Here is a 24,965-nt window from a genome sequence, read left to right on the forward strand (position 1 = left end):
GCGACGACTCCCGCTTTCCGTTCCGTCATGAAAGTGCATCGCCATGAGTGAAACCCTTGCCATCAACGTTCCCGAATACGTCAAGCATCAAGGCCTGATCAAGTGGGTCAGCGACATCGCTGCGCTGACGCGGCCCGAGCGCGTCGTCTGGGCCGACGGCTCGCAGGAAGAGTACGACCGCCTCTGTAACGAGATGGTCGAAGCGGGTACCTTCATCCGCCTCAACCCGGAGAAGCGTCCGAACTCCTTCCTCGCCTTCTCCGACCCTTCCGACGTCGCGCGCGTCGAGGACCGCACCTACATCTGCTCGGAGAAGAAGGAAGACGCCGGCCCGACCAACAACTGGGAAGACCCGGCCACGATGCGCGCCACCCTGAACGGCCTGTTCGACGGCTGCATGCAGGGCCGCACCATGTACGTGATCCCGTTCTCGATGGGCCCGCTCGGCTCGCCGATCGCGCACATCGGCTTCGAGATCACCGACAGCCCCTACGTCGTCGTCAGCATGCGCACGATGACGCGCATGGGCCGCGCGGTCTATGACGTGCTCGGCACCGACGGCGAGTTCGTCCCCTGCGTGCACACCGTCGGCGCACCGCTGCAACCCGGCGAGAAAGACTCGCGCTGGCCGTGCAACCCGACCGTCAAGTACATCGTGCACTACCCCGAGACGCGCGAGATCTGGTCCTACGGTTCGGGCTACGGCGGCAACGCGCTGCTCGGCAAGAAGTGCTTCGCGCTGCGCATCGCCTCGAACATGGCGCGCGATCAGGGCTGGCTCGCCGAACACATGCTGATCCTCGGCGTCGAATCGCCGCAGGGTGAGAAGACCTACGTCGCCGCTGCGTTCCCGTCGGCCTGTGGCAAGACCAACTTCGCGATGCTGATCCCGCCGAAGACGATGGACGGCTGGAAGATCACCACCATCGGCGACGACATCGCCTGGATCAAGCCGCGCGTCGATGCCGACGGCGTCACCCGCTTCTACGCGATCAACCCGGAAGCCGGCTTCTTCGGCGTCGCCCCCGGCACCTCGGAGAAGACCAACTTCAACGCGCTGGCGACCCTCAAGGAAAACATCATCTTCACCAACGTCGCGCTGACCGACGACGGCGACGTGTGGTGGGAAGGCCTGACCAAGGAAGCGCCCGCGCACCTGATCGACTGGCAGGGCAAGGACTGGACGCCGGAAGACGGCAAGAACGGGCGCAAGGCCGCGCACGCCAACTCGCGCTTCACCGCCCCGGCCAGCCAGTGCCCGTCGATCGACCCGGCCTGGCAGGACCCCGCCGGCGTACCGATCTCGGCGTTCATCTTCGGCGGTCGTCGTGCCACCACCGTGCCGCTGGTCTACCAGGCGTTCAACTGGAACTACGGCGTGTACATGGCCGCGACGCTCGGCTCGGAAACGACCGCCGCCGCCTTCGGCGCGCAGGGCGTCGTCCGCCGCGACCCGTTCGCGATGCTGCCCTTCTGCGGCTACCACATGGGCGACTACTTCAACCACTGGCTGAAGATGGGCAAGACGGTCGACGCGACGCCGAAGATCTTCTGCGTGAACTGGTTCCGCCTCGACGAGAACGGCAACTTCATGTGGCCGGGCTTCGGCGACAACATGCGCGTCCTGAAGTGGATCGTCGAACGCTGCAAGGGCAGCGTCGGCGCCAAGGAAACGGTGCTCGGCTGGATGCCGAAGTTCGAGGACATCGACTGGGCCGGCACCGACGTGAACAAGCCCGAATTCGACGCGCTGACCACCGTCGACGTCGAGGCCTGGAAGTCCGAACTCGCCGGCCACAAGGAATGGTTCGAGAAGATGGGCGAAAAGCTGCCGCGCGAATTCACCCTGAAGCGCGAACTGTTCGAACTGGCGCTGTTCAAGAACGCCGACTGAGCGAGGCCCTGATCCTCACCTGAGTTGTACGACGGCCACCGCGAGGTGGCCGTTTTCATTGGGAGCGATCACCTTGCAATATCTCGCGAAAAAGAACAGACTAGTCTTATGACTAGTTATAGGAGTGAAACCATGCACACTTGGCCTGTTCAGGACGCAAAAGCTCGTTTCAGTGAGTTCCTTGCCGCGTGCATCGAGGAAGGGCCTCAGATGGTGACCAAGCGCGGCGCCGAAGCTGCTGTACTCGTTCCGGTCGAGGTGTGGCGCAGATTGCAGACCTCGGCCAAGCCCTCGTTGAAAGAGCTGCTTTTGTCGGACGTCGGGCGCACGGACCTGGTTTTGCCGGCGCGCGGACAAGCGCGACGTCGGCATGTGCAAGCAATGGACTGAGCCATGTATCTGCTCGACACGAACGTCATCTCCGAACTGCGCAGGCCAAAACCGCATGCTGCTGTGCTCGCCTGGATCGAGGCTGCAGACGACAAGGATCTCTACCTATCGGCGGTGACGATCGGCGAAATTCAAGCAGGGATCGAGCTCACGCGCGAGCAGGATGTCGAAAAAGCGCGGCAGATCGAGCAATGGCTGGATCTTGTCGCCGGGACTTATAACGTCCTGCCGATGGACGCTGCCGTTTTTCGGGCTTGGGCGAAGCTCATGCACAAGACCTCAGAAACACTGTATGAAGATGCAATGATAGCCGCCACCGCCAAAGCTCATGGATTGACGGTAGTGACGCGCAACGTCGCCGACTTTCGCAACTTTGGCGTGAAGCTGCTGAACCCTTTCGCCAGCACTTCGCAATCAAGTATACCGTCACCGGAATAGCATCATGCTCAAAGCCGCCCCCCGCGTCGCCGATATCGCCCCCTTCCACGTCATGGAACTGCTGGCCAAGGCGCAAGCCCTCGAAGCCGAGGGCCGCGACATCGTCCACCTCGAAGTCGGCGAACCCGATTTCCCGACGCCGGAGACTATCGTCGCCGCCGCTCAGGCGTTTCTCGCCGGCGGGCGCGTCCCCTACACCTCGGCGCTCGGCCTGCCCGAACTGCGACAGGCGATCTCAGACTTCTACCGCAGTCGCCACGGCATCGCGGTGCCTGCCTCGCGCATCGTCGTCACTGCCGGCGCCTCCGGCGCGCTCCTGCTGGCGCTCGCCTGCCTCGCCCGCCCCGGCGGCGAGTGGCTGCTCACCGACCCCGGTTATCCGTGCAACCGCCACTTCGTGCGCGCCTTCGAGGGCGTTCCGGTCAGCATCCCGGTCTCGGCAGCGAAGCACTTCCAGCTCGGCGCCGCCGACCTCGCCGCGCATTGGAACGAGAGAAGCGTCGGCACCCTGCTCGCGTCGCCGGCCAATCCGACCGGAACGCTGATCCCGCCGGCAGAACTCGCCGCCATCGCCGACTTCGTCCGCTCGCGCGACGGCGCGCTGATCGTCGATGAGATCTACCAGGGCCTGTGCTTCGATACCGACGCGCAGACCGCGCTGGCCCTGGGCGACGCGTGCAGCGAGAATCTCTTCGTCGTGAACAGCTTCTCGAAGTATTTCGGGATGACCGGCTGGCGGCTCGGCTGGCTGGTCGTCCCCGAGGCCTTCGTGCGCGACCTGGAGAAACTCGCGCAAAACCTGTTCATCGCGCCATCGACGATCGCGCAGCACGCGGCGCTCGCCGCCTTCGCGCCGGAGACGATCGCCATCTGCGAAGAACGCCGCGCCGAATTCTGCCGCCGCCGCGACTTTCTGCTGCCCAAGCTCGAAGAACTCGGCTTCGTCATCCCGGCGCGACCCGACGGCGCCTTCTACCTCTACGCCGACTGCAGCCGTTTCACCGACGACAGCCAGCGCTTCGCGCACGCGCTGCTCGAAAAGGTCGGCGTCGCGGTCACCCCGGGGATCGACTTCGGCAGCCATCAGGCGGAAAGGCACCTGCGCGTGTCGACGACGAGCCCGATCGAGCGGCTCGGCGAAGCGGTGGAACGGATTCGTTACTTTTTAGGGACAGTATGAATCAAACTGTCCCGAGAATCAGGCCGGCGCGGAGCAGGAGGCAGCAGACGAACTGCAGCTGCACGGTCCTGGCGAGCAGCTCGTTGAACGCAGGCCCCGGCTCCTAGCGCCGGAAGCGGCCGACCGCGGCGAGGCCGAACGCCTGAACGCAGGCAGCCGGGTCCGGGTCGATGGCGTGACAGCCGACAACCCGTCCAGGCGCGTCATTGACGAAGAGGTCGATCAGGGGCTGGGCTAGACGCTGATGCCCCAAGGCTCCTGCCGCCGGAGCGGATGGTTCAAGGGGACTCGTATCCGGTGCTCTGACCCTCCCCTCACGGTGGAGAGTCGTTACCTCCTATGTGTCACTGTGCAGTCCGAAGCTTCCGCTTATCGGGGCTTCAAGCAGCCCCTCGCCGGGGCGAGGGGTGTCTGCGGGGGAGATCAGGGTAACGGGTAGGCACTCAGAACGCCGTTGGTGTTATGAATATCGAAGTCGTTCAGACTCACACTCTGCAGCACGATCGCAGCCTGCTGGACACCGGCTACGGTGCTATCGGCATCGTAGGTCAGCAGGGTATCAGTGCCGTCACCAACCGTGAAAACTCCACTGGAATAAGCACCCAAAACCAGCAGGTACTCGTTATCTGCGAGAACACCATCAACGTCAGCCGTGAGTCCTGCGTTGCCGGTCACCAGGAAGTCACCGATGCTGAAGTCGCTGATCACTTCAGTCCCGGTATAGGTATCGCCAGCGCCGGGTGCCGCCGCAGTCGTGCCATCTGACGCAAAGTCAGAGAAACCGATCGTCGAAGCATCGTCAATCGAGTAGTTGAAGGTGTCGTTGCCAGCACCACCCGACAGCACGTCGGCGCCCGCGCCACCGGTGATGGTGTCGTTACCCGCACCACCCGTGATGCTGTCCACACCTGCCGAACCCGTCAGCGTCAATCCAATGGTTGCATCCGTTTGAGCCGCCACATTGATGATGTTGGTGCCACTCGTATCGGTATCCGCAGCCAGGGTCACGGTACGGATGCCCGCCGTAAAAGCGTCAGCATTCAGTGTGATGGAGATGGGATAGTCCGCCGCGACGCCCGCAGCCAGGATTTCCACGCTCGCAGCACGCGCGAAGGAATCCGTCGCAGCGATGGTGAAAATATTTGTGCTAATGCGGATGGTGTCGTTGCCGTCCCCGCCAGTGATGCTGTCCACCAGCGCATGACTGCTGAAGAGCTGACTCATGTCGCCGTAGAAAAACACGTCATCGCCCGCTTCACCGCTCAACACGTCAGCACCATCCCCACCGTTGATGGTGTCCGCCCCCGCCGAACCAACGATGTAGTCCCTCAGCGCAGAACCCACGACCACCTCAAAACCGCTCACGGTGTCGCGCACCATCGTCGTGGTGCTCTTGTCCGCAGAGGTCGCAAGGTAGCCCACCGTGCCAGCCAACAGGTCGGTACCAGCAGCGCCATCTCCGCCACCAAGCACAATCCCGCCACCCATGGCCGTGGCAATCGTCTCTGCGCTGATCGTATTGGCCGACAGGTTGATCGCCATACCCGCAAGCGCAGAGGGGTCCAGACCGTCCATGGCAGCAGAGAGCGCATAGCCGTAATACAAAGTGTCGTTCCCATCGCCGCCAACCAGAGTGTCGGCACCAGCACCACCCAAGATGGTGTCGTCACCGTCGCCACCGTCGACAGAGTCGTCACCAGTGCCGAGCATCCAGATGATGTCGTCACCGTCGCCGCCGTCGATGACATTCGCGCCACTGCCTAGGGTCGCGATGTAATCGTCACCAGCGCCGCCAAAAATGACGTTGGCACCATCGAAATCGAAAAGAATGTCGTCACCGCTGCCACCGTAAATGGAGTCAGCACCGGCGCCACCGGCGATCATGTTCTGACCTGCAGCAACACCTTTGAGGGTCATGGAGGTAGTGACGTTGATTTTGTTGCCGTTGTTGACGTCTACGAGGAAGATGACCCCGCTTGAACCAGCGTTCGTGTCGCCAGAAAGGTCAATCGTGCGAATACTGCCCAGCATGGCATCCGAGCCCGGCATGATGATGTGCGACCGTGCTGTGGCGGATTGGGCTTCAGCGAACAATTGCTCGACTCCCACAACGCGGGCCAAGTCATCAGTAGCCGTTATGGAAATGACGTCATTCACTTGGATCGTGTCCGTGCCATCACCGCCCAAGACGGAGTCAACGACTGCACTGCCCGTCACAAAGTCTGCCATCGAGGCATAGATAAAGGTGTCGTCGCCCAGCCCGCCGTCGAGCGTGTCGGCACCATCACCGCCGTCGATCGTGTCGGCACCATCGCCGCCCGTGATCGAGTCGTCACCAGCGAACCCATACATGAAGTCCGCATCGGCCGTTCCACCAAGTGACGAATCGTCGCCGGTTGTGCCCAGCACCACGCTTTGGGTTGCCGTCGCAAAGTTGCCAGCCGCGTCGGAAACCTTGAGGGTGGCGCTGGTGACCTTCGTTTGGGCTTCGACGATGAGGGTTGAAGCCGTATCGGCGGTCATCGCAGCACTGAGCGTGCCGCCACCGGTTTTGCCGAGCAAGGAGACCCCGTTGTACAGCCCGAGCGTGCCGGCCTCATTCGACGTGGCGCCTACCGTGGTGGCCGTGGCAGTGAAGGCAGAGGCTGTCGGGGCCGTGTTGTCGATGGTCACCGCATCGGCAAGCGCCGCGCTAAGGTTGCCTGCCCCGTCAACGGTGTAGAGCCGGTAGCTGCCATCTTCCAGGCCGGTGGTGGCAAGGGCGGTATCGATGTTGGCCGTAGTGATGGCCACCTCGTTCCACTTCGCGTCGTCCGCGCCGGTGATGTCGGTCAGCACATTCACCACCACGGTGGACTTGACCAGGTAGGCCGTGCCCGCTTCGCTGGAGCGCACATTGACCGTGTCGTCGCTGTTCACAAACTTCTGCACGAAGATGCTCATGTTGCTCGTACTGTCCAGGCCTAACCAGGTCACGACAAATTCGCCGCTGCTGCCCACGGCGGTGATCTGGGGGGAGAAGTCAAACCCAGTGGTATTGTCGATGGCCTCCAGCTGTACCGGGCTCTGGTTGGTGACCGTGCCATCGGCGTTGAACTTCTGCACGAAGATGCTCATGTCGCCCGCACTGTCCTGGCCGCACCAGGTCACGACGAATTCGCCGCTGCTGCCCACGGCGGTGATCTGGGGGTCGTAGTCGTCTCCATCGGTCACGCCGATGGCCTCCAGCTGCACCGGGCTCTGGTTGGTGACCGTGCCATCGGCGTTGAACTTCTGCACGAAGATGCTCATGTAGCCCGCACTGTCCTGGCCAAACCAGGTCACGACGAATTCGCCGCTGCTGCCCAAGGCGGTGATCTGAGGGGAGAAGTCAAACCCAGTGGTATTGCCGATGGGCTCCAGCTGCACCGGGCTCTGGTTGGTGACCGTGCCATCGGCGTTGAACTTCTGCACGAAGATGCTGTAGTCGCCCTCACTGTCCTGACCGTACCAGGTCACGACGAATTCGCCGCTGCTGCCCACGGCGGCGATCTGGGGGTCGTAGTCGTATCCATCGGTCACGCCGATGGCCTCCAGCTGCACCGGGGATCCCGTGGTGCTGCCAGAGGCGTTGAACTTCTGCACGAAGATGCTCCAGTCGCCCGCACTGTCCTGGCCGCACCAGGTCACGACGAATTCACCGCTGCTGCCCAAGGCGGCGATTTGGGGGGCGTGGTCGTATCCATAGGTCACGCCGATCGGCTCCAGCTGCACCGGGCTCTGGTTGGTGACCGTGCCATCGGCGTTGAACTTCTGCACGAAGATGCTGTAGCCGCGATTACTGTCCTGGCCGTACCAGGTCACGACGAATTCGCCGCTGCTGCCCACGGCGGTGATCTGGGGGGCCTGGTCGTATCCATTGGTCACGCCGATGGCCTCCAGCTGCACCGGGCTCTGGTTGGTGACCGTGCCATCGGCGTTGAACTTCTGTACGAAGATGCTCAAGTCACCCTCACTGTCCCGGCTGGAACAGGTCACGACAAATTCGCCGCTGCTGCCCACGGCGGTGATCTGGGGCGACTCGTACCCGTCATAGTCGATGGCCAGCTGCACCGGGGTCTGGTTGGTGACCGTGCCATCGGCGTTGAACTTCTGCACGAAGATGAATCTGTAGCCCGCACTGTCCTGGCCGTACCAGGTCACGACGAATTCGCCGCTGCTGCCCACGGCGGTGATCTGGGGCAACTGGGAAGACCCATAGTCGTTGGCCGCCAGCTGCACCATAGGTGCTAACGCCGCTGCAAGCGATGTGGTGGCGGTTGGTGCCACGGTGTCCACCAGGTAGCTGACGTTGTCCGCGACGGCTGCATGGGCGAGGACGGCATCGTTGCCCGCCGCGTCCTTGAGCGTGCCGCCGTTCAGACCCAGGCTGTTGGCCGCGATGCTGATGCCATCGGCGTCATTCTGGCTGGCCTGGATGATGTAGGTGAAGACCAGCGCATTCGTGCCGCTGCCGCTGGCGTAGCTGGCCTGCACGGTGGTGCCACCGATGTTCAGCGCCAGTTGCGGGGTGCCATCGGTGGTGGTGACGATGACGGCTTCGCTCAGGGTGACGGTGACGCTGACCACATCGCCCACGTTGAGGGTGCTGTTCTGCGCGCCCGTGGCCGAGGTGATGGCCAAGCTGGAAACAGTCGGCGCCGTGGTGTCCGCCGCCAGCGTCAGCGTAGCCGCTGCTGCATCGGCGGTCAGCGTCGGTGCTATGGTTCCGTAGTCTTTCAGTACCACGCTGTGGACGCTGGTGCCGTCGGCCCACTGGACGATGTAGTCGTCGTTGCTGCCGCCGATACCCGCAGTGAAATTGCCGCTGCCATCCAGCGCGCCCTGCACGATGGCCACCTTGTTGGTGGTTGCGTCGCTCAGGTAAGTGCTTGCCACCGTCGTTCCGTTGGCGAGGACACCAGCCCAGAGCTTGAGTTGGTCGCCGATGGCGGCTTGGGTGATGACGTCCATGCTGCTGGTGGAACCGCCAGCAAAGAAAACCGTCGAGCGGTTGTCGGTTTGACCTGTAGCGGTGAATACCACCGTATCGACTGCACCATCGGAGGCTCCCAGAGCGACGGTGTCGGCACCCACGCCGCCGGTGATGCTGTCAGCACCCGCGCCGCCAGTGAGGGTGTCGTCGCCGTCGCCCCCGTAAATGGTGTCGTTATTGACCCCGGTGGTGATCACGTCGTTACCACCATAGCCATAGGCCAGGTAAGCACGCCCGCCGTCCGTCAGGTTGGGCAGGGTATCAGCGACTTCCTTACCCCACACCACCGTGAGCGCCTTGCCATCCACCTGCACGATGCTCTGAACCTGGCCATCAGTGACAGTGATGACAGAAGAACCGCTTCCCGAATCCCCCGCCGCAACCGTTATGCCATTGCTGCCGTTGTTGAGCGTGCCTGGGGTTCCATTTGTCCAGTTGAACAGACTCAGGTTGTCTATGGTGTCCGGATCGCTTGCCAACAACGTAAAGCCCGACTCACTGGAACTGACGAACGTTGCCGAAGGCGCGTCGTTCGTGCCCGTGAGTGTTACAGAAACCCGCTGAGTAACAGCCCCGCCCTGACCATCTTCAATGGTAATGTCGTAAAGCTCGGTAACCGTTTGACCCTTCGCAAGATTCTGAGCTGCCTGATTGTCAAGCACATAGCTCCAGGTGAACGAGCCGTTTGCCGAACCGAAGGCCTTGTTGATACCGCTCACGAAAACGCTACCGTAGGCAGTCACGTTGGAAGCAACCGGACTGACACTCAGGTAATGCCTATCCGAAAGATCCGAGTCGGCAAACTTGATGGTGCCTGCCGAGATTTGCCTGAGGCCATCTTCGATAAAGTTGCTGTCGATCTGCGACGATCCCGTATCGATGGTCGGAACAGAATTCAGAACCAACGAGAAATTAATGGCGCTTGCCGAACCCTGGGTATTCCCAGCTGCATCAGTCTGGGTGGCCGTTACACTCACCTGACCCCCGCCCAGGATAGCTACGTCAGCAGCGGTCAACAGGACGGCAATCGGTGTGTCCCCCAGGCCGGTGAAGTTTTTGGTGACGGTGGCGGGGACACCTTTGCTGACTTCGTTCGTGCCGGTGAAGGTCACGCTGATGGTGCTGCCCAACTCGCCCTGCAGGGTAACCACACCGCCCGCCGAGGTCGCCTTGGCGAGCGTCGTGGCATCGTTGACGCCATCACACAGCGTTAACGCGACAGCGCTCGGAGCAATGGTGTCGATCTGAATCGTTGTCGAAGCGCTGTCGCTGACATAAGCTTTTGGCGTGGTCTGTACCACGGTAACGGTCTCGGCTCCCTGGCCGAGGCGTGCCGCTTCTGCTGCCGAGACGGTGAAAGACCAGTAGCCGTTCCCGTCAACCTCGATGACGTTAACGTCATTGGCTTTCGAAGAAGTCAGCACCACGCCAGAGGTGAAGGACAGATACACCAGATTTCCCGGCATACCTTTACCGCTGATGGTGAACCCATCCACAGCCTCGGCCGCATTGATGATGTCATTACCCTCGATCACGTTGATCGACGGGGCCAGAGCGTTGAAGTTGTCGATGAGGTTGTCCAGGTTCGTCTGTACCGCATCAATGTTCGCCTGCAGCGTATCGTGCGCGTCCGTGTTGGCCGCCTTGAGCACATCGAGTGCCGCCACCAAGCCGGCGATCGACGCCGTCGTCGGCTCGCCCGTCGTGTTGCCGACAGCATCCGTGTCATCGATCAACAGCGCGATGTCGCCATCGTTGGACGTGATCTGGCTCTGCAAATCCGCAATGTCCTGCTCCAGATCCTTCACCGCCGCCGCAATCAGGTTTTCAACCTGGATGAACAGGCCCGTGGCCGGCGACGACTGGTCGCCTTGCTGCAGCGGATCGTCCGCCACCGACGGCGCTCCGATCAGGTTGCGCACCGAGCCGCTCACACCGGCTGTGTCGTTCAGCACTTCCAGCGCGTCGCTGATCGCCTTGAGCGTGGCGTAGCTCTCGCCCGTGAGGTCGCCGCCGGTGATCGCCTCACTCAGATCGCCGATCTGCCCTTCCAGATCCTTCACCGCCGCCGCAATCAGGTTTTCAACCTGGATGAACAGGCCCGTGGCCGCCACATAGCCTGTCTGGCCGAAGGTGCCCGTCGCGGGCGCACCAATGGCCGTGCCGATCTGCGTCGACACCGCCGTCGTGCCCACCAGCGCCACCACCGCATCGCTCAGCGCAACGAGGGTCTGGTAATCGGCCAGACCCAGGTCCTCGCCAGCCAGCGCATCGAGCTGGCCTTGCAGGTCTGCCACCGCCGCCGCAAGCGCCGTCTCAAAGACCAAGTACAGGCCCGTGGCAGGCACCGCTGCCACGTTGCCCACCGCAGCCTCTGATGGCGCGCCAATGGCTTCTTTCAGCCCAGCAAGAGCCTGGGAACCCGCCGCATCCAGCGCGTCCAGCGCCGCCTTCAAGCCCGCCAGCGACGCCGTCGTCGGCTTGCCCGTCGTGTTGCCAACAGCATTCGTGTCATCGATCAACCGCGCAATGTCGCCATCGTTCGACGTGATCTGGCTCTGCAAATCCGCAATCAGAATCTGCAACCCATTGATCAAATTCGCCGTGGCATCTGACAGGGTCACGCCGGCCTTGACGCTGCCTTCGACCAGCACTTTGATGGCCTCCGGGGACAAAACATTACCGGTCAGGTTTTCGCTGAAGGTGCTCAGCACGGCTTCGGTGCTGCTGCCGGTTTCTGCACCTGAGAGGCCGGCCAGAATCTTGCCGTAGGTATTGGCGTTGACGTTGGTGGTTCCGTCCTGGTTGATCACGGCCACCGGCAGCGCACCTTGCACCAGTTCCTGGCCAGCTAGTCCGAAGGCTTCGGCCACATTGGTGTTGGCGGTGTTGATGGCTGCGGCCAGTTGTGATGCATCGCTGCTGACGGTGTTGAGTGCAACAGCCGATGTACCTGTCGTACCGCCAGACAGACCCATCTCGCGCACCGCCAGTTCGGTGAGCATGTTAACGGCGAGGGTATATTCACCGGGAGCGGAAATATTGGTGGCGGCGCGCAGGTCAACGCTAAGATCTTTGGGCTGGCGGGTGGTTTCGTCGATGTAGTCCGGGATGGTGTCGTCGATGTCGCTCACGCGCACCAGCACCGCGCCGGTGTACCCCTCGATGACGATGGTGAAGGTGCCATCGGGGTTGACCGAGCCGCTTGACAGAAGACTGCCATCGGCTTTGTAGACGGTGACTACAAGGTCGTTGTCTGAGACGACCGGGCCCATCATGACCAAGCCGCGCAGCACCGATGGCAAAACCTCGGGGACGACAACAGCTCCACCGCCACCGCCGGCAGCCGCGGCAAGGCCCAGCCCGCCGCCGGCCAGTCCCAGTAGCGAGGTCCCACCCATGAATTGGCTTGTGGCGGGGACGTAGGCCACCGTTCCCTCGCCCAGTGCGCCCAGCGCCGAGGAGATAGTGCTGTCGGCAGTGGCCATGGCCATCAGGCTGCTCTGCTCGCCGTAGGCATAGACCATTTGGCTACCGTCTGACGCGGCTGCACCGACTGCGCTGTCGCCGTTGATGACATGGCCACCCGCATCCTTGCCCGCCACGGTCACGCTGCAGGCGTTGCCGGCGCACTCCTGGTAGAAGTTTTCAAACTGGAGTTCGGTGCCATCGGCAAATTTGAGCTTCAGGTCCTGGCCGGCCTTGACGGCAAGCACGTTGGCAGCGTCTTTCGCGCCACCTTCCACCAGGTCCTGCACCCGCAGGTGCTGCCCTCTGCTGATTCTGACCAGCTGTTGCTGGCCCGCCTTGAGCGGCACGGCTGCGGATTGCGGATTGGCAAGTTGCTTGGACATGGTGAAGCTCCTCAAGGACCGGATGATCAGCGTTGCATGAGCGCGCCGCTGAAAGCGCGCGTGATGGGTTTGGCCAGGTAATGCAGGATGCTGCGCTGACCGGTGATGACGTCGGCCGTGGCGGTCATGCCCGGCTTGATGTCTTGCGGACGAATGCGCTGGAAGGCGTCGCCGGCACTCCAGTCCAGTACGACCTGCGCGCGGTAATAGGTCTGGGTCTGGCCGTTGCTCCCCTGTTCGCTCAGGGTGTCGGGGCTGATGTAGCGCAGCGTGCCGGGCAGCTTGCCGTAGATGCTCGAATCGAAGGCGTCCAGACGCAACGACACCGGCAGCCCCGTGCGCAGCTGGCCCACGTCGGCGGGGTTGACCTTGATCTCGATCAGCAGCTCGTCGTCAACCGGGCTGATCTGCATCAGCTCGTCTCCCGGCTTGAGCACGCCCCCCACGGTGGTGATGCGCACCACCTTGACCACGCCGTCCATGGGCGAGACCATGTCCGTGTGCTGCAGCACGTTCTGGCGTTCGTCGAACTTGCTGCGGCTGGCGGTGAGCTCGTCTTCGAGCTTGGCGACTTCGACACGGGTTTCCTGGAAGTATTTGTTGCGTGCCGCGTTGATGCGCGACTGCACGTCGAGCACCTGGCGCTCGGCGCGCATGACTTCGCTGCGGCTGATGTCGCCGCCTTCGAACAGGCGTCGGTTCATTTGCAACTCTTCACCCGCCAGTTGCAACGAGTCCTGCAGCACGGTCACTTCTTCCTCTAGGCTGCGTTTGCGCTGCCGGTAGATGCCCAGCTGGGCCTCCACGTAACTGGGCCAAAGTTGGCTCTCTTTTTCGTAAACGGGTACCTGACCGGCCAGTTCTGCACGGGCACGGATGAGGGCAATGGTCTTGCTGGCCACTTCGGATTGGCTCTGATCAAAGCCGGCCCGGGCGCGGTCGGGTTCGAGTTCGGCCAGCTTCTGGCCGGCCTTGACGGTATCGCCCTCGCGCACATGCAGAGCCACCAGCATGCCGCCGTCGACGGCCTGTACCACCTGGGTGCGCGAGCCCGGGATCACCTGCCCTTGGGCACGCACGCCGGAGTCGATCTCGAACACGGCAGCGAAGGCGACGAGCAGCGCAACGGCGCCGACCAGCAGCCAGAGCAAGGAGAAGCGCGGCATGCGGAGAGCGCTCATGCGGCATCCTTCACGACTTTGATCGGGGCATTCGTCGCGCCTGCCGCCGCCCCCGCCTTCAGGCGCGTCAGCACTTCATCGCGCGCGCCGTCAAGAAGAACCTGCTGCTTGGCAACGACGATGAGCCGGTCGACCAAATGCAGCAGCTCGGGTTTGTGCGTGACCAGCACCAGCGTGTCTTCGGGACGCAGCGTGCTCCTGAAGGCGCGCACCATCTGCTGCTCCAGGTTGCGGTCGAGCGCAGCGGTGGGTTCGTCCAGCAGCCAGATGCGTGGCTGACGCAGGAAGACGCGGGTGAGGTTGACCAGCTGGCGTTGGCCGCCGGACAGTCCGCTGCCGCCCTCGTTGATCTCCAGTTGCAGGCCCTGGGGGTGGGTGGCAATGACCGCATCGTACAGGCCGGTGCGGCGAGCGGCCTCAAGGATGGCTTCGTCGCCCGGGTCCATCAACCCGAGGATGAGGTTGTCGCGCAGGGTCCCGGCCAGCAGCCGGCCGTCCTGCGGCAGGTAGCCGACATGTTCGGCCAGCTTGGGCTTGGATAGCTGGACCAGATCGATATCGTCGAGCCAGATGCGGCCTTCGCTGGGCTTGTACATGCCCGACAGCAGGCGCAGCAGAGTGGTCTTGCCGGCGCCGATCGGGCCCAGGATGCCGATCTTCTCGCCGGGCAGGATCTTGAGCTGCGGAATCCGCAGTGCCGGCTGCCCACGCAGGGTCATCGTCACCTGATCGAAGCGGTAGCCGCCCTTGAGATTTTCAACATGCACGGGCTGCAACTGGCCGTGGTGATCGTCCTCGAGCTTCCACAGCGCGTCGAGCCCCTGCAGGGCGGCCTTGGTGTGTGCCCAGGAAGTGAGCTGGTTGCTCAGCTGGGTGGCAGGGTTGAGCACGCGACCACTGAGGATGGAGCAGGCGATCAGTGCGCCCATGGTGATTTCACCGCGACTGGCCATCCATGCACCGCAGGCGATCAGCGCCACGTAGGCGACCTGCTGCAGGGCCATGGCACGGTACTGACCTGCCTCGTTGAGCCGGCGTGTCTCGAGGTCGATCTCGCGCGCTTCGTCGGTACTGGCAAGCCAGCGACCGAGCATGCGCCATCCGCCCTGCCCCGACTTGATGATTTCTGCGGCCTCGACGCTCTCGACCAGCAGCCCCGTCTTGCGGTTGGCCGCCTGCTGACTGCGCTGCGCCAGCTGCCGGATGCGCCCGGCATGCCAGGCGCCAAGCCCCAGCGCCACCACGAAGAAGGCGAGCGGAACGAAGGCCAGCGGCCCGGCAATGGCGGCGATGACGAGGGCAAACACCAGGGCAAAAGGCGCATCCACCGCCAGCTGGGTAGTGAGCGTGAGCAGGAAGCCGCGGACGGTCTCGTAACCGCGCAACTGACTGGCCAGAGTGCCCACGCTGGGCGGAAGCTGGTCCAGCCGGATCGACAGGAAGCGCAGATAGACGGTACGCGCCAGGCGCTGATCAACCAGGTCGACCAGTTGTTCGTACACATGCGAACGCAGTCGCTTGGCGGCGTATTCGATGGCGATGGCGATCAGGATGCCAAGCGTCAGCACCAGCAGGGTCTGCATGGCGCCCGTCGGGATTACCCGGTCGTAGACCTGCATCGAGTAGAAGGAGACCAGAATGCCGAGGAAGGCGAGCAGGAAGCCACCGGCAGCGCCCTCGAAGAGCTTGCTTTTGTGCGCCTTCAGCTCGTCCATCACCAGACTGAGCACCGGACTGTTGGTGGCGCGGTAGGGCTGCGCCAGGCGCAGGGTGGCGATACCGTGGTCGGGCAAGGCGTCATGCCTTTGCTCCTGCCAGCGCTGGGCCGAGGGGTCGAACCAGTCACTGACCCATTGCCCGTCGGCGTTGCGCGATCGCAAGATTCCCCAGTTGCCGTCGGGCGCGGCGATGAGTGCAGGCAGATCCGCGGCGTCGGGGCCATTGCGCCAGCGTGCCGCCGGCAACTGAAGATGCCGGACGACAGCTGCCAGCCGCTGCTGCGCTTCGTCGTCAGGCACGGACGCAGCCACCGCCTCCTGCAGGGCCAGCCGGTCGACGGCTTCGCGTTGCAACGAGGCCAGGCGCCCAAGCGCGAGCAGCAGGGGGTCGGATGGACGCCCAGGATCGATTCCGTTGCTCATGGTTTCCCCTTGAAGTCCTGGTCTTGCCCGGCTTCAGCGATGAGCGCATCGACGCCCCGGCTGAGCAGCGCCAATCGCCAGTTTGCAAGCTGCAGAGCGCCGAGGGCGTCGGCCAGTTGCACGTCGCTCTGGGCTTGTTCGCGTACGGAGTTCATCAGATCGAGCCACTGCTTGCGGCCCGCCAGAAATTGCCGCTCGTAGGAGTCCCGGACATCGGCGGCTGCCTGCAGGGCGCTCTCCAGTCCAAGGCGGCGGCTTTGCGCTGCCAGCGCCAGCGTATGGTCAGCCTGAACCTGCTCGTCCAGGGCAAGTTGCTGCGTCTGCAGATCTTCCAGCGCAGCCCGGTGCTGGGCGATCGCGGAATCGATGCCGCTGAGGCTCGACAACCCTCCGCCGAACGAGGTGCTCAGGCCGACGAAGGCCCGGTCTTGCGGCGTCATTCCAGCCTGGAGGAAGCTGCCGTACTGGCGCTCCAGGCGCAGGTAAAGCTCGGGGGAAAGCGCTGCGCGTGCCACCTCGATCTCGGCCTCGGCAGCCTCGGCTTGCGCGCGCGTCTTGGCGAGCAGCGGGCTTTGTGCCCGCGCCGCGTCGAGCAAAGCGCTCAGCGCCCGCTCCCGCGCCGGGAGTGGCAGTTCCCTGGCTTTCTCGGTCAGTCCTGAGCCGAGGTCGCGCCCCGTGAGCAGGCGCAGCCGCTCACGTGCCGTGTCACGCTGTGCAGCCACCGCCTCCAGCTCGGCTTGCAGTGTGTCGAGCCGGCTGCTGGCCAGCGCCACGTCGGCCTGCGCAGAAGCGCCTTCGCTGAAACGACGCTGCACCAGGCCCAGCAGCCGCTGGTGCATGGCGCGACTGCTCTCGTAGGCTGCGAGCTTGTGCTCGGCAACGAGTGCTTCGCTCCAGGCCTGAACGACTCTCAGGGCGAGCTGCTGCCTCGTCTCGAGCAGTTCAGCCTCAGCAACGGCTGCGCGCGCCTCGGCGCGCGAGAGGCTGCCCGTGAGCCGTCCCCCGGTCCACAGCGGCTGCTGGACCCTGAGGTAACTGACCGAACTGTCACCGCGATATGAGGGATCGTCCTGCGCGCCTTTGGCGCTCTCGACCGAAACAGACGGAGTCGGCCAGAATTGCCAGCGGGCCGCGTCCACACCTGCGCCGGCTGCGTCTTTGCGGCCTTGTTGGCTGCGTAGTGACGGGTGATAGCTGAGCGCCGAGCGCATCAGCTCCGGGACAACACTCTCCCCAGCCCGCACCGCTGCCGTAGCAAACAAGGACAAGGCGACAAGGACAAGTGTCGTGCTGGCCATCAGAAAAAGGCGACGGCTTGACCTGCCAGGACGGAACTGGGCGATGGTCGTTTGCGGCAGAGCGTCGAGCATGTGCGGGCAGTCCTTGTCGGATACCGCACGAATAGTGCCGACCCTACTTGCGCAAACCTTGCAGGTGCTTGCAGCCTCCGGGGCTGCGCGTGGCGTCAGGAGACGATGCGCACCGGCACACAGAGCCGATAACCTTCTTTCCAGAGCGACTTGATCGCCGGCTCAGGGCAGCCCACCGTGTGGAGCTTTTTCTTCAGTCGGGACACGCGGACTTCCAGGGAGGCCTTGCTCTTTTCGTCCGCTTCAAGCTGCAGCAGCTCCTGCAGGCGCCAGTAAGGGAGTTGGCGCTCGGGTGCCTCGGCCAGGCTCTTGAGCAACAGCATTTCGGGAGGTGTCAGGGTGAGGCTGCCGGCTGGCCCGGCGAGCGCAAGGCTCACGGGCGTGACGGTGACTTGGATGGCCTGCTCGCGCCCGTTACGGACCCGGCGCATGATGTTGTTGACCACGACGGCCAACTCAGGCGGAGTGATGGGTTTGGTCAGGTAGATGTCGGCCCCGCTGACGTAGCCCCGAATACGGTCTTCCACGGCGGAACGGGCGGTCAGCATGAGAATGTGCAGGCCGGGGTGCGCAGCGCGCATGCGGCTCGCGATACTGTAGCCGTCCTCACCCGGCAGGTTGAGGTCGAGTACGATGAGATCTGGCGTTTTGCAGGCCAGGTAATCGTCGAGGTCGTCGGCAAGGGCAAAACCGCTGACGACATGGCCCATGTCGGATAGGAAATCGACAAACAGATCACGCAGATCGGCATGATCTTCGACGATGGCGATGGTAAGCCCGACCTGTTCAATTTCAGTTCGCATGCTGCTCATTCGATCACCTGCCACGCGCCAAAACTTGCAACTGCCTACAGGCGCGCTTCAAAGCAGACCCGCCCTGGGGCGGGCAGGTAGCGCAGGGTGCCATCCAGCATTTGGGCAAGTGCCGCGGCAATGTGCAAGCCCAGGCCCGAGCCGGTGATACGGTGGGCTTTCGGGGCGCGATAGTATTTTTCGAAGACCCGATCCGGGTCGGGTGCTCCGGCGCTACCAATCTCGTTGCTGACCCGCAGGCACAACCGCCCCCCCTCGGTGATGAGGGCGACGTCGACGGGGGCACCGCTCTTGCCGTATTTGAGGGCGTTGTCGATCAGATTGACGATGATGATGCGCAACAGACGGCCATCGGTTTCGCACAGCACCCCGTGGCTCAGATCGGCATTGACACGGTCGGGCTCGCGACTGTCGGCGATGACGGCCTGCACCAGAGCGCTCACGTCACAGGGCAAACGCTCCAGCCCCACCTTGCCGTCGGCAAGTTTGTCAGCCTGGATGGACTGCTCGATCACCTCACCCATGCTGCTCATCGCACGTTCGGCCTTGGCGAGGGACTTGGAGCTCATCGGCTGAATGCCGACGGCCATGCGCAGCACCGACAAAGAGGTGCGGAGTTCGTGCGTGAGCATGGCAAGGAACTGCTGCTGGCGGATGCGCTCTTCACGTTCCCAGCGGGCTTGTAGTTCGGCCTGCTGGCGGGCTTGGCCCAGGTTGCGGTAATGCGCCCCCAAACTCACGTGCAGCGCCAGCATGCAGCCCAAGGACGTGAGTTGCAGGCTTTGCCAGGCGAGGACACCGCCCGAGAGCAAACCCAGAATTTGAGCCAGGGAAGCCAGAATGCCCGCAAAGCTCAAGAAATTGGCCACCAGCAAGGCGCCTGTGCCGGTGGCACGTCGCCGCCACATGGCGACGGAGACGATGCAGCCGACGGTGGTGGTAAAGATGGTGAGGTACAGGAAAACAGGAAGAATATCGGTGTGCCAGCCCAGCAAGGCCACGGGTATGGCAGCCATGGGTAGCCAGCAACTGAGCTCGTAGAACCAGAACAGGAAAGGGCGTTGCCGATCGATGCCAAAAAGCCGGCGATACATGCCGTTACCGGTCCCGATCAGCAGGAGCGACAAGATGGAGATTGCGCGAGAATGCAATTCGGTCGAATCAGGAAACAGATATTGCTGCGGAAAACCGCTGACCCAAAAAAAACCACCTGCAAATGACAAAAGCTGGGCCATGACCCAGGGCGACAAGCGGTCGCGCAACCAGAGCCAGTTGTTGAGATTGAGCAGCACCACGATCAGCACGCTCGCCACGACGGCCGACAGCAAGCTGGATTCGAGGGTGGCGGTCCTGATGAAGTCGTGAGGAGACAGCAGGCGCGGTGTCAGCATCGAGACGCTGCTGGTCTGCAGGCGCAGATAGTAGGTGCGCGGTGTGTCATCGCTGTGCTGCAGCTTGAAAACGAAGCCACGGAAAGGCACCTCCCGCGCCGAAAAGGGCAGCGTGTCACCCGCGCGGCGTTCGATCCAGGCACCCGCGCCCGCGGGGTCGGGCTCGAACAAGCGTATGTCGTCGAGCACCGCCGGCAGGATGTCGAGCCACCATTCGCCGGGAGGAGCCTCGACGGTCAGGCGCAGCCAATGGGTACTGCGGGTGAACCCTGCCGAGAAGTTGCCCCGGGGCAGGGTTTTGAAGCGTGCCGGGTCTGTGCTGGCGATGTCGTCGATGCTCAGCGTGCCGGCGGTGTCCCGAAGCACAGCCAACTGGTATGTGGGCAGCCGTGCCGCGCCGGCATCCAGACTCAGAAGTGAAACGAACAGAAAAATCAGTAGGCGTGCAAACATTTGGCGGCATACGGCAGCCTGCCGGGCTGCTCGCGCAGGACGGGTTCGCCCTCGAGCAGAAGAATACGAGACATGACGATTCTAGAGAATCAGGCCGGCGCTGAGCAGGAGGCAGAAGACGAGCTGCAGCTTGGCGGTCCTGGCGAGCAGCTCGTTGAAGCCCGGTCCCGCCGGCTCTCGCCGGAAGCGGCCGACCTGCGCGACGATCGCCGGCAGGATCAATAGCGGCAGCGCCAGCGACCAGCCCCTGTCGGCCACCAGGGCGAGCAGCGGCAGCAGCGCGAAGGGGGCGAACAGCTCGAGCGCATAGACCGCCTCGATGCGCCGGCGCCCGAGCACAACGGCCAGGGTGCGCTTGCCGACGCGCTCGTCGGTGCCGATGTCGCGCGTGTTGTTCACGGTAATGATGCCGGCGCCGAAGAGTCCCATCATCGACGCCGCGACGAAGGCGGCGGCGTCGAAGCTGAAGGTCTGCAGGTAGTAGCTGCCGCCGACCGCCGCCAGCCCGAAGAAGAGCCAGACGAAGAACTCGCCGGTCGGCGAATAGGCGATGGGCCGCGGCCCGCCCGTATAGGCCCAGCCGGCGATCAGCGAGGCGATGCCGATGCCGACGATCGGCCAGCCACCGTGCCAGACGAGGTAGATGCCGCAGAGGAAGGCGAGCCCGAAGCAGAGGAAAGCACCGCGGCGAACCTGGCTGCCGCTGAGCCAGCCCATCTGGGTCGCGCGCGGCGGCCCCAGACGGTCGGGCGTGTCGGCGCCGCGCTCGAAGTCGGCGACGTCGTTGTGCAGGTTGGTCGCGACCTGGATCAGGATGGCGCCGAGCAGCGCGAACAAGGCCGGCAGGACGAGCAGGGTCTGCGTCTGCGACCACGCCAGCGCCGTGCCGACGATGACCGGGGCAACCGAGGCCCAGATCGTGCGCGGGCGCATCGCCAGCCACCAGACGAGCACCGGCGAAGGACGCACGACCGGCGTTTCAGGAACGGCAGGAAGGGGGATGGAAGCGGCCGGCGAACGGCGAGCTGCGGGAGGCGTGGTAGAATCCAAATCTTTTCAAGACGCAGCCGATCTGACGCCGACGCTCCGAGTGTTGTTCAGAGGCCATCACCGTGATTGACCGTCCGGAAAGGTGGTGCCGAGAGAGGGACTCGAACCCTCACGTATTTCTACGGCGGATTTTGAATCCGCTGCGTCTACCGATTCCGCCATCTCGGCCGCGGAGCGCGTTGAGCGATCCGGGATGGCGAATTATCCTCGATTCGTCCGCCAGCGACAAGCCGCCCGGCGCGACTCGTCCCCCGACCCGTGCGCAGTTTTCCGATAAATGACCTTGCTCACCGTTGATGATTTCGATTTTGCGCTGCCGCCCGAACTGATCGCGCAGCATCCCGCCAGCGAACGCCGTGCCAGCCGGCTGCTGCACGTGAGCGGTCCCGGCCAGCGCCGCGAGCGCAGCTTCGCCGAACTGCCGCAGCTCGTCGACGCCGGCGACCTCCTCGTCTTCAACGACACGCGTGTCATCCGCGCGCGCCTGTTCGGGGTCAAGGAGTCGGGCGGGCGCGTCGAGGTGATGGTCGAGCGCGTCGTCGATGGCAGGCGCGCGCTGGCGCAGGTGCGCGCGTCGAAGTCGCCGAAAGCGGGCAGCCGCCTGCGCCTGGAGGACGCCATCACCCTCGAGGTCGTCGGCCGTGCCGGCGCCAACGACGAGTTCTTCGAGCTGCTGCTGGTGGACGCCGGCGAAGACCTGTGGACCTTGCTCGAACGCCACGGCCGCCTGCCGCTGCCGCCGTACATCACGCACGTGGCGGCCGACGAGGACGAGTCGCGCTACCAGACGGTGTTCGCGCGCGAACCGGGCGCGGTCGCCGCGCCGACCGCCGGGCTGCATTTCGACGACGCCCTGATCGAAGAGATCCGTGCGCGCGGCGCCGGGATCGCCTTCCTGACCCTGCACGTCGGCGCCGGCACCTTCCAGCCGGTGCGCGTGCGCGAGATCGCCGAGCACCGCATGCACCGCGAGCGTTTCTCGATCCCGGCGGAAACCGTCGCCGCGATCGCAGCGACCCGCGCCCGCGGCGGCCGCGTCATCGCCGTCGGTACCACCAGCCTGCGCGCACTCGAAGCGGCGGCGCGCGACGGGTTGCTGGATAGCAACGCCACCGAAGCTCGCACCGACGCCGCGATCGGCGGCGAGACCGACATCTTCATCACCCCCGGCTACGCGTTCCGCGTCGTCGACCGGCTGCTCACCAACTTCCACCTGCCGAAATCGACGCTGCTGATGCTGGTCTCGGCCTTCGCCGGGGTCGACACCATCCGCGCCGCTTACCGCCATGCGATCGAAGAACGCTTCCGCTTCTTCAGCTACGGCGACGCAATGCTGCTCGAACGCGAGCAGGCCGGCCACTGACCCGAACCCGACCCCCTGATCGTCAGCGCCGGTGCCTCCTGCCCGCGCTACCCTGCACCGAACATCCAACGGAAACCTCATGCACTTCGATCTGATCACCGAAGACGGCGCCGCCCGCCGCGGCCGACTCACCCTTGCCCACGGCGTCGTCGACACGCCCGCCTTCATGCCGGTCGGCACCTACGGGACGGTCAAGGCGATGACCCCGCGCGAGCTCGGTGCCACCGGCGCGCAGATCTGCCTCGGCAACACCTTCCACCTTTGGCTGCGCCCGGGGCTCGACGTGATCGGCGCGCACGGCGGGCTGCACCGCTTCATGGGCTGGGAGGGACCGATCCTCACCGACTCGGGCGGCTTCCAAGTCTTCTCGCTCGGCGCGCTGCGCAAGATCAGCGAGGAAGGCGTGCGCTTCTCGTCGCCGATCAACGGCGACAAGCTGTTCCTGACGCCCGAGGAGTCGATGCGCATCCAGCACGTGCTCAACTCCGACGTGGTGATGATCTTCGACGAATGCACGCCCTACCCGTCGAGCCACGACGAGGCGGCGAAGTCGATGCGCCTCTCGCTGCGCTGGGCGAAGCGCTCGCGCGACGCGCACGACGCGCTCGGCAACGGCAACGCGCTGTTCGGCATCGTCCAGGGCGGCATGTACGAGGACCTGCGCGACGAGTCGCTGGCCGCGCTCGCCGAGATCGGCTTCGACGGCTTCGCCATCGGCGGGCTGTCGGTCGGCGAGCCGAAGGAGGACATGCGGCGCATCCTCGCGCACACCGCACCAAAACTGCCGCGCGAGAAACCGCGCTACCTGATGGGCGTCGGCACCCCCGAGGATCTCGTCGCCAGCGTGCTCGCCGGCATCGACATGTTCGACTGCGTGATGCCGACGCGCAACGCGCGCAACGGCCACCTGTTCACGCGCTTCGGCGACGTGCGCCTGAAGAACGCGCGGCACAAGAACGACCTCTCGCCGCTCGACGCCTCCTGCGACTGCTACACCTGCCAGAACTTCACGCGCGCCTACCTGCACCACCTGAACCGCTGCGGCGAAATCCTCGGCGCGCAGCTGTGCACCATCCACAACCTGCACTACTACCAGACGCTGATGCGCGAACTGCGCGCGGCGATCGCGGAAGGAAGGCTCGCCGAGCACGTCGCCAACTTCCATCGCGACCGGGCGATGGAAGCAAATGGCCTCAATCCTTAGGCGTCGGCCCTGATTCGGGCCTTACGGCCCTCCCACGACCGGGGCCGGCGAATCGTCGGCTTAACGTGAAACAGCAAAGGGATGAGGCCAAGGCGCAGCCCCTGAGCAGCAGCCCGTCATCGCGAGCCCGCAGGGCGTGGCGATCCAGTGCGTGGGGCTGATCTCGGGTCGCCCGTGGATAGCGGGTAAGGGCGAGGAGACAGAAGAACGAACTGGATTGCCACGGCGCTGCGCGCCTCGCAATGACGGAATGTCAGCAAATGGGGGCGTTTCATGGCCTGGGGTGGCGGACCTGGCCATGATAGTTGGCGTAGCGTAACCCGACATCGGCCCGCCGTCGACCAACCGGGGGACTCCGTCGGCGACTCAAGTTCCTGGATCAGGTCAGCACAGGCGGCAGTCCGTGATCGACGGTCCATTTTGGTCCATTACGGGCTACAATGGATCCATTCAACGGAGATTCCCCATGGCCATCAACGTCAAGTTGCCGGAAGCACTGGTCGAAAGCGCCAAGCGCTACGGCGCGGTCGAGCATCGCTCAGTGCCCAAGCAAATCGAATACTGGTCGCAGATCGGCAAGATCGCTGCCGAAAATCCCGACCTGCCATTCAGCGTCATCCGCGACATCCTGATCGCCGATCAGGAAGAGCCCGTGGGTGAGTACCAGTTCGGCTGATGCGCATCCTCGTCACCCCCACCTTCGCGCGTGCCGTCAAAAAGCTGCATCAACAGCAAAAGGCCGCACTCGACGAGGCCGTGCGTGCAATCGCGAATCAGCCCGAAATCGGAGAAACCAAGGTAGGCGACCTGGCAGGCGTGCAGGTCTACAAATTCCGCATCGGCAATCTGTTGTACCTGCTGGCCTACCGGGTTCTCGACGAGACCAGCCTCAAACTTCTGATGGTCGGACCGCACGAAAATTTTTACCGCGATCTCAAACTGACGCAGCACTGACTCAAACCATCCAGACGCGACAAGCGTGTTGTCGGCTCACCAGAGCATTCCCGTAGGAAGTTTGCGTCCCTAGCTGAACGGCTGCTCGTAGAGGCCCCGGTCGGGTTAACGTGAAACGTGGAACAATTTCGTGAAACATCGGCCGACCGGATCTGCCGAAACCGTCGCGATCAGCAACCCGTCATCGCGAGCCCGCAGGGCGTAGCGATCCAGTGCGTGGGGCTGATCTCGGGTCGCCCGTGGATAGCGGGTAAGGGCGAGGAGACAGAAGAACGA

The 24,965-nt window shown here is 63.9% G+C and carries 15 protein-coding genes and 1 tRNA gene; 8 read left to right on the top strand and 8 right to left on the bottom strand.

Translation table 11 applies throughout. The features are described from left to right. Positions 1-43: 43 nt before the first annotated feature. From CCR84_RS08930 to CCR84_RS08945, 4 genes are all read left to right on the top strand, one after another. On the top strand, positions 44-1,894 hold the full coding sequence (locus tag CCR84_RS08930) for a phosphoenolpyruvate carboxykinase (GTP) (protein ID WP_201211484.1): 1,851 nt from the start codon (positions 44-46) through the stop codon (positions 1,892-1,894). Positions 1,895-2,026: 132 nt separating this feature from the next. After that, a complete protein-coding gene (locus CCR84_RS08935) occupies positions 2,027-2,284 on the top strand; it encodes a type II toxin-antitoxin system Phd/YefM family antitoxin (protein ID WP_201211486.1) in 258 nt (85 codons plus the stop codon). 3 nt (positions 2,285-2,287) lie between these two features. Next, complete coding sequence (locus CCR84_RS08940) at positions 2,288-2,722, top strand: type II toxin-antitoxin system VapC family toxin (RefSeq protein WP_201211487.1); 435 nt, start codon at positions 2,288-2,290, stop codon at positions 2,720-2,722. A 4-nt stretch (positions 2,723-2,726) separates the two neighbouring features. After that, entirely contained in the window at positions 2,727-3,902 is a 1,176-nt protein-coding gene (locus CCR84_RS08945; protein ID WP_201211488.1) for a pyridoxal phosphate-dependent aminotransferase, read from the top strand. A 423-nt stretch (positions 3,903-4,325) separates the two neighbouring features. Here CCR84_RS08945 and CCR84_RS08950 read toward each other — a convergent pair whose 3' ends face one another. From CCR84_RS08950 to CCR84_RS08985, 8 genes are all read right to left on the bottom strand, one after another. Then, positions 4,326-12,770, bottom strand: coding sequence for a beta strand repeat-containing protein (locus tag CCR84_RS08950; RefSeq protein ID WP_201211489.1), 8,445 nt, complete (start codon positions 12,768-12,770; stop codon positions 4,326-4,328). 26 nt (positions 12,771-12,796) lie between these two features. Further along, positions 12,797-13,951, bottom strand: a complete 1,155-nt coding sequence (locus CCR84_RS08955) for a beta-barrel domain-containing protein (protein ID WP_201211490.1) — start codon at positions 13,949-13,951, stop codon at positions 12,797-12,799. After that, positions 13,948-16,092, bottom strand: coding sequence for an ATP-binding cassette domain-containing protein (locus CCR84_RS08960; RefSeq protein WP_201211491.1), 2,145 nt, complete (start codon positions 16,090-16,092; stop codon positions 13,948-13,950). Before CCR84_RS08960 ends, CCR84_RS08955 begins: the two co-directional genes overlap by 4 nt. Then, positions 16,089-17,462, bottom strand: coding sequence for a TolC family protein (locus tag CCR84_RS08965; protein ID WP_201211492.1), 1,374 nt, complete (start codon positions 17,460-17,462; stop codon positions 16,089-16,091). The genes CCR84_RS08960 and CCR84_RS08965 overlap by 4 nt, the downstream gene beginning before the upstream one ends. 95 nt (positions 17,463-17,557) lie before the next feature. After that, positions 17,558-18,274, bottom strand: coding sequence for a response regulator transcription factor (locus CCR84_RS08970; protein WP_201211494.1), 717 nt, complete (start codon positions 18,272-18,274; stop codon positions 17,558-17,560). Between the two features lie 35 nt (positions 18,275-18,309). Next, positions 18,310-20,118, bottom strand: coding sequence for a sensor histidine kinase (locus CCR84_RS08975; RefSeq protein ID WP_201211496.1), 1,809 nt, complete (start codon positions 20,116-20,118; stop codon positions 18,310-18,312). Positions 20,119-20,199: 81 nt separating this feature from the next. Further along, positions 20,200-21,087 carry a 1,4-dihydroxy-2-naphthoate polyprenyltransferase gene (locus tag CCR84_RS08980; protein WP_338052590.1) on the bottom strand — a complete coding sequence of 296 codons (888 nt, stop codon included), beginning with the start codon at positions 21,085-21,087 and terminating at the stop codon, positions 20,200-20,202. A 164-nt stretch (positions 21,088-21,251) separates the two neighbouring features. Continuing rightward, a tRNA-Leu gene (locus tag CCR84_RS08985) sits at positions 21,252-21,336 on the bottom strand. A gap of 109 nt (positions 21,337-21,445) precedes the next feature. Here CCR84_RS08985 and queA point away from each other — a divergent pair. The 4 genes from queA (at position 21,446) to CCR84_RS09005 (ending at position 24,689) form a co-directional block, all read left to right on the top strand. Further along, positions 21,446-22,531 (top strand): tRNA preQ1(34) S-adenosylmethionine ribosyltransferase-isomerase QueA, encoded by a 1,086-nt coding sequence (queA, locus tag CCR84_RS08990; RefSeq protein ID WP_201211498.1) that lies wholly within the window; start codon positions 21,446-21,448, stop codon positions 22,529-22,531. Between the two features lie 79 nt (positions 22,532-22,610). Further along, on the top strand, positions 22,611-23,735 hold the full coding sequence (tgt, locus tag CCR84_RS08995) for a tRNA guanosine(34) transglycosylase Tgt (RefSeq protein ID WP_201211500.1): 1,125 nt from the start codon (positions 22,611-22,613) through the stop codon (positions 23,733-23,735). Between the two features lie 466 nt (positions 23,736-24,201). Beyond that, positions 24,202-24,411 (top strand): TA system antitoxin ParD family protein, encoded by a 210-nt coding sequence (locus tag CCR84_RS09000; RefSeq protein ID WP_201211502.1) that lies wholly within the window; start codon positions 24,202-24,204, stop codon positions 24,409-24,411. Further along, a complete protein-coding gene (locus tag CCR84_RS09005) occupies positions 24,411-24,689 on the top strand; it encodes a type II toxin-antitoxin system RelE/ParE family toxin (RefSeq protein WP_201211503.1) in 279 nt (92 codons plus the stop codon). The genes CCR84_RS09000 and CCR84_RS09005 overlap by 1 nt, the downstream gene beginning before the upstream one ends. Positions 24,690-24,965 lie beyond the last annotated feature (276 nt).

The organism is Rhodocyclus purpureus, assembly GCF_016653115.1.
Lineage (GTDB): Bacteria > Pseudomonadota > Gammaproteobacteria > Burkholderiales > Rhodocyclaceae > Rhodocyclus > Rhodocyclus purpureus.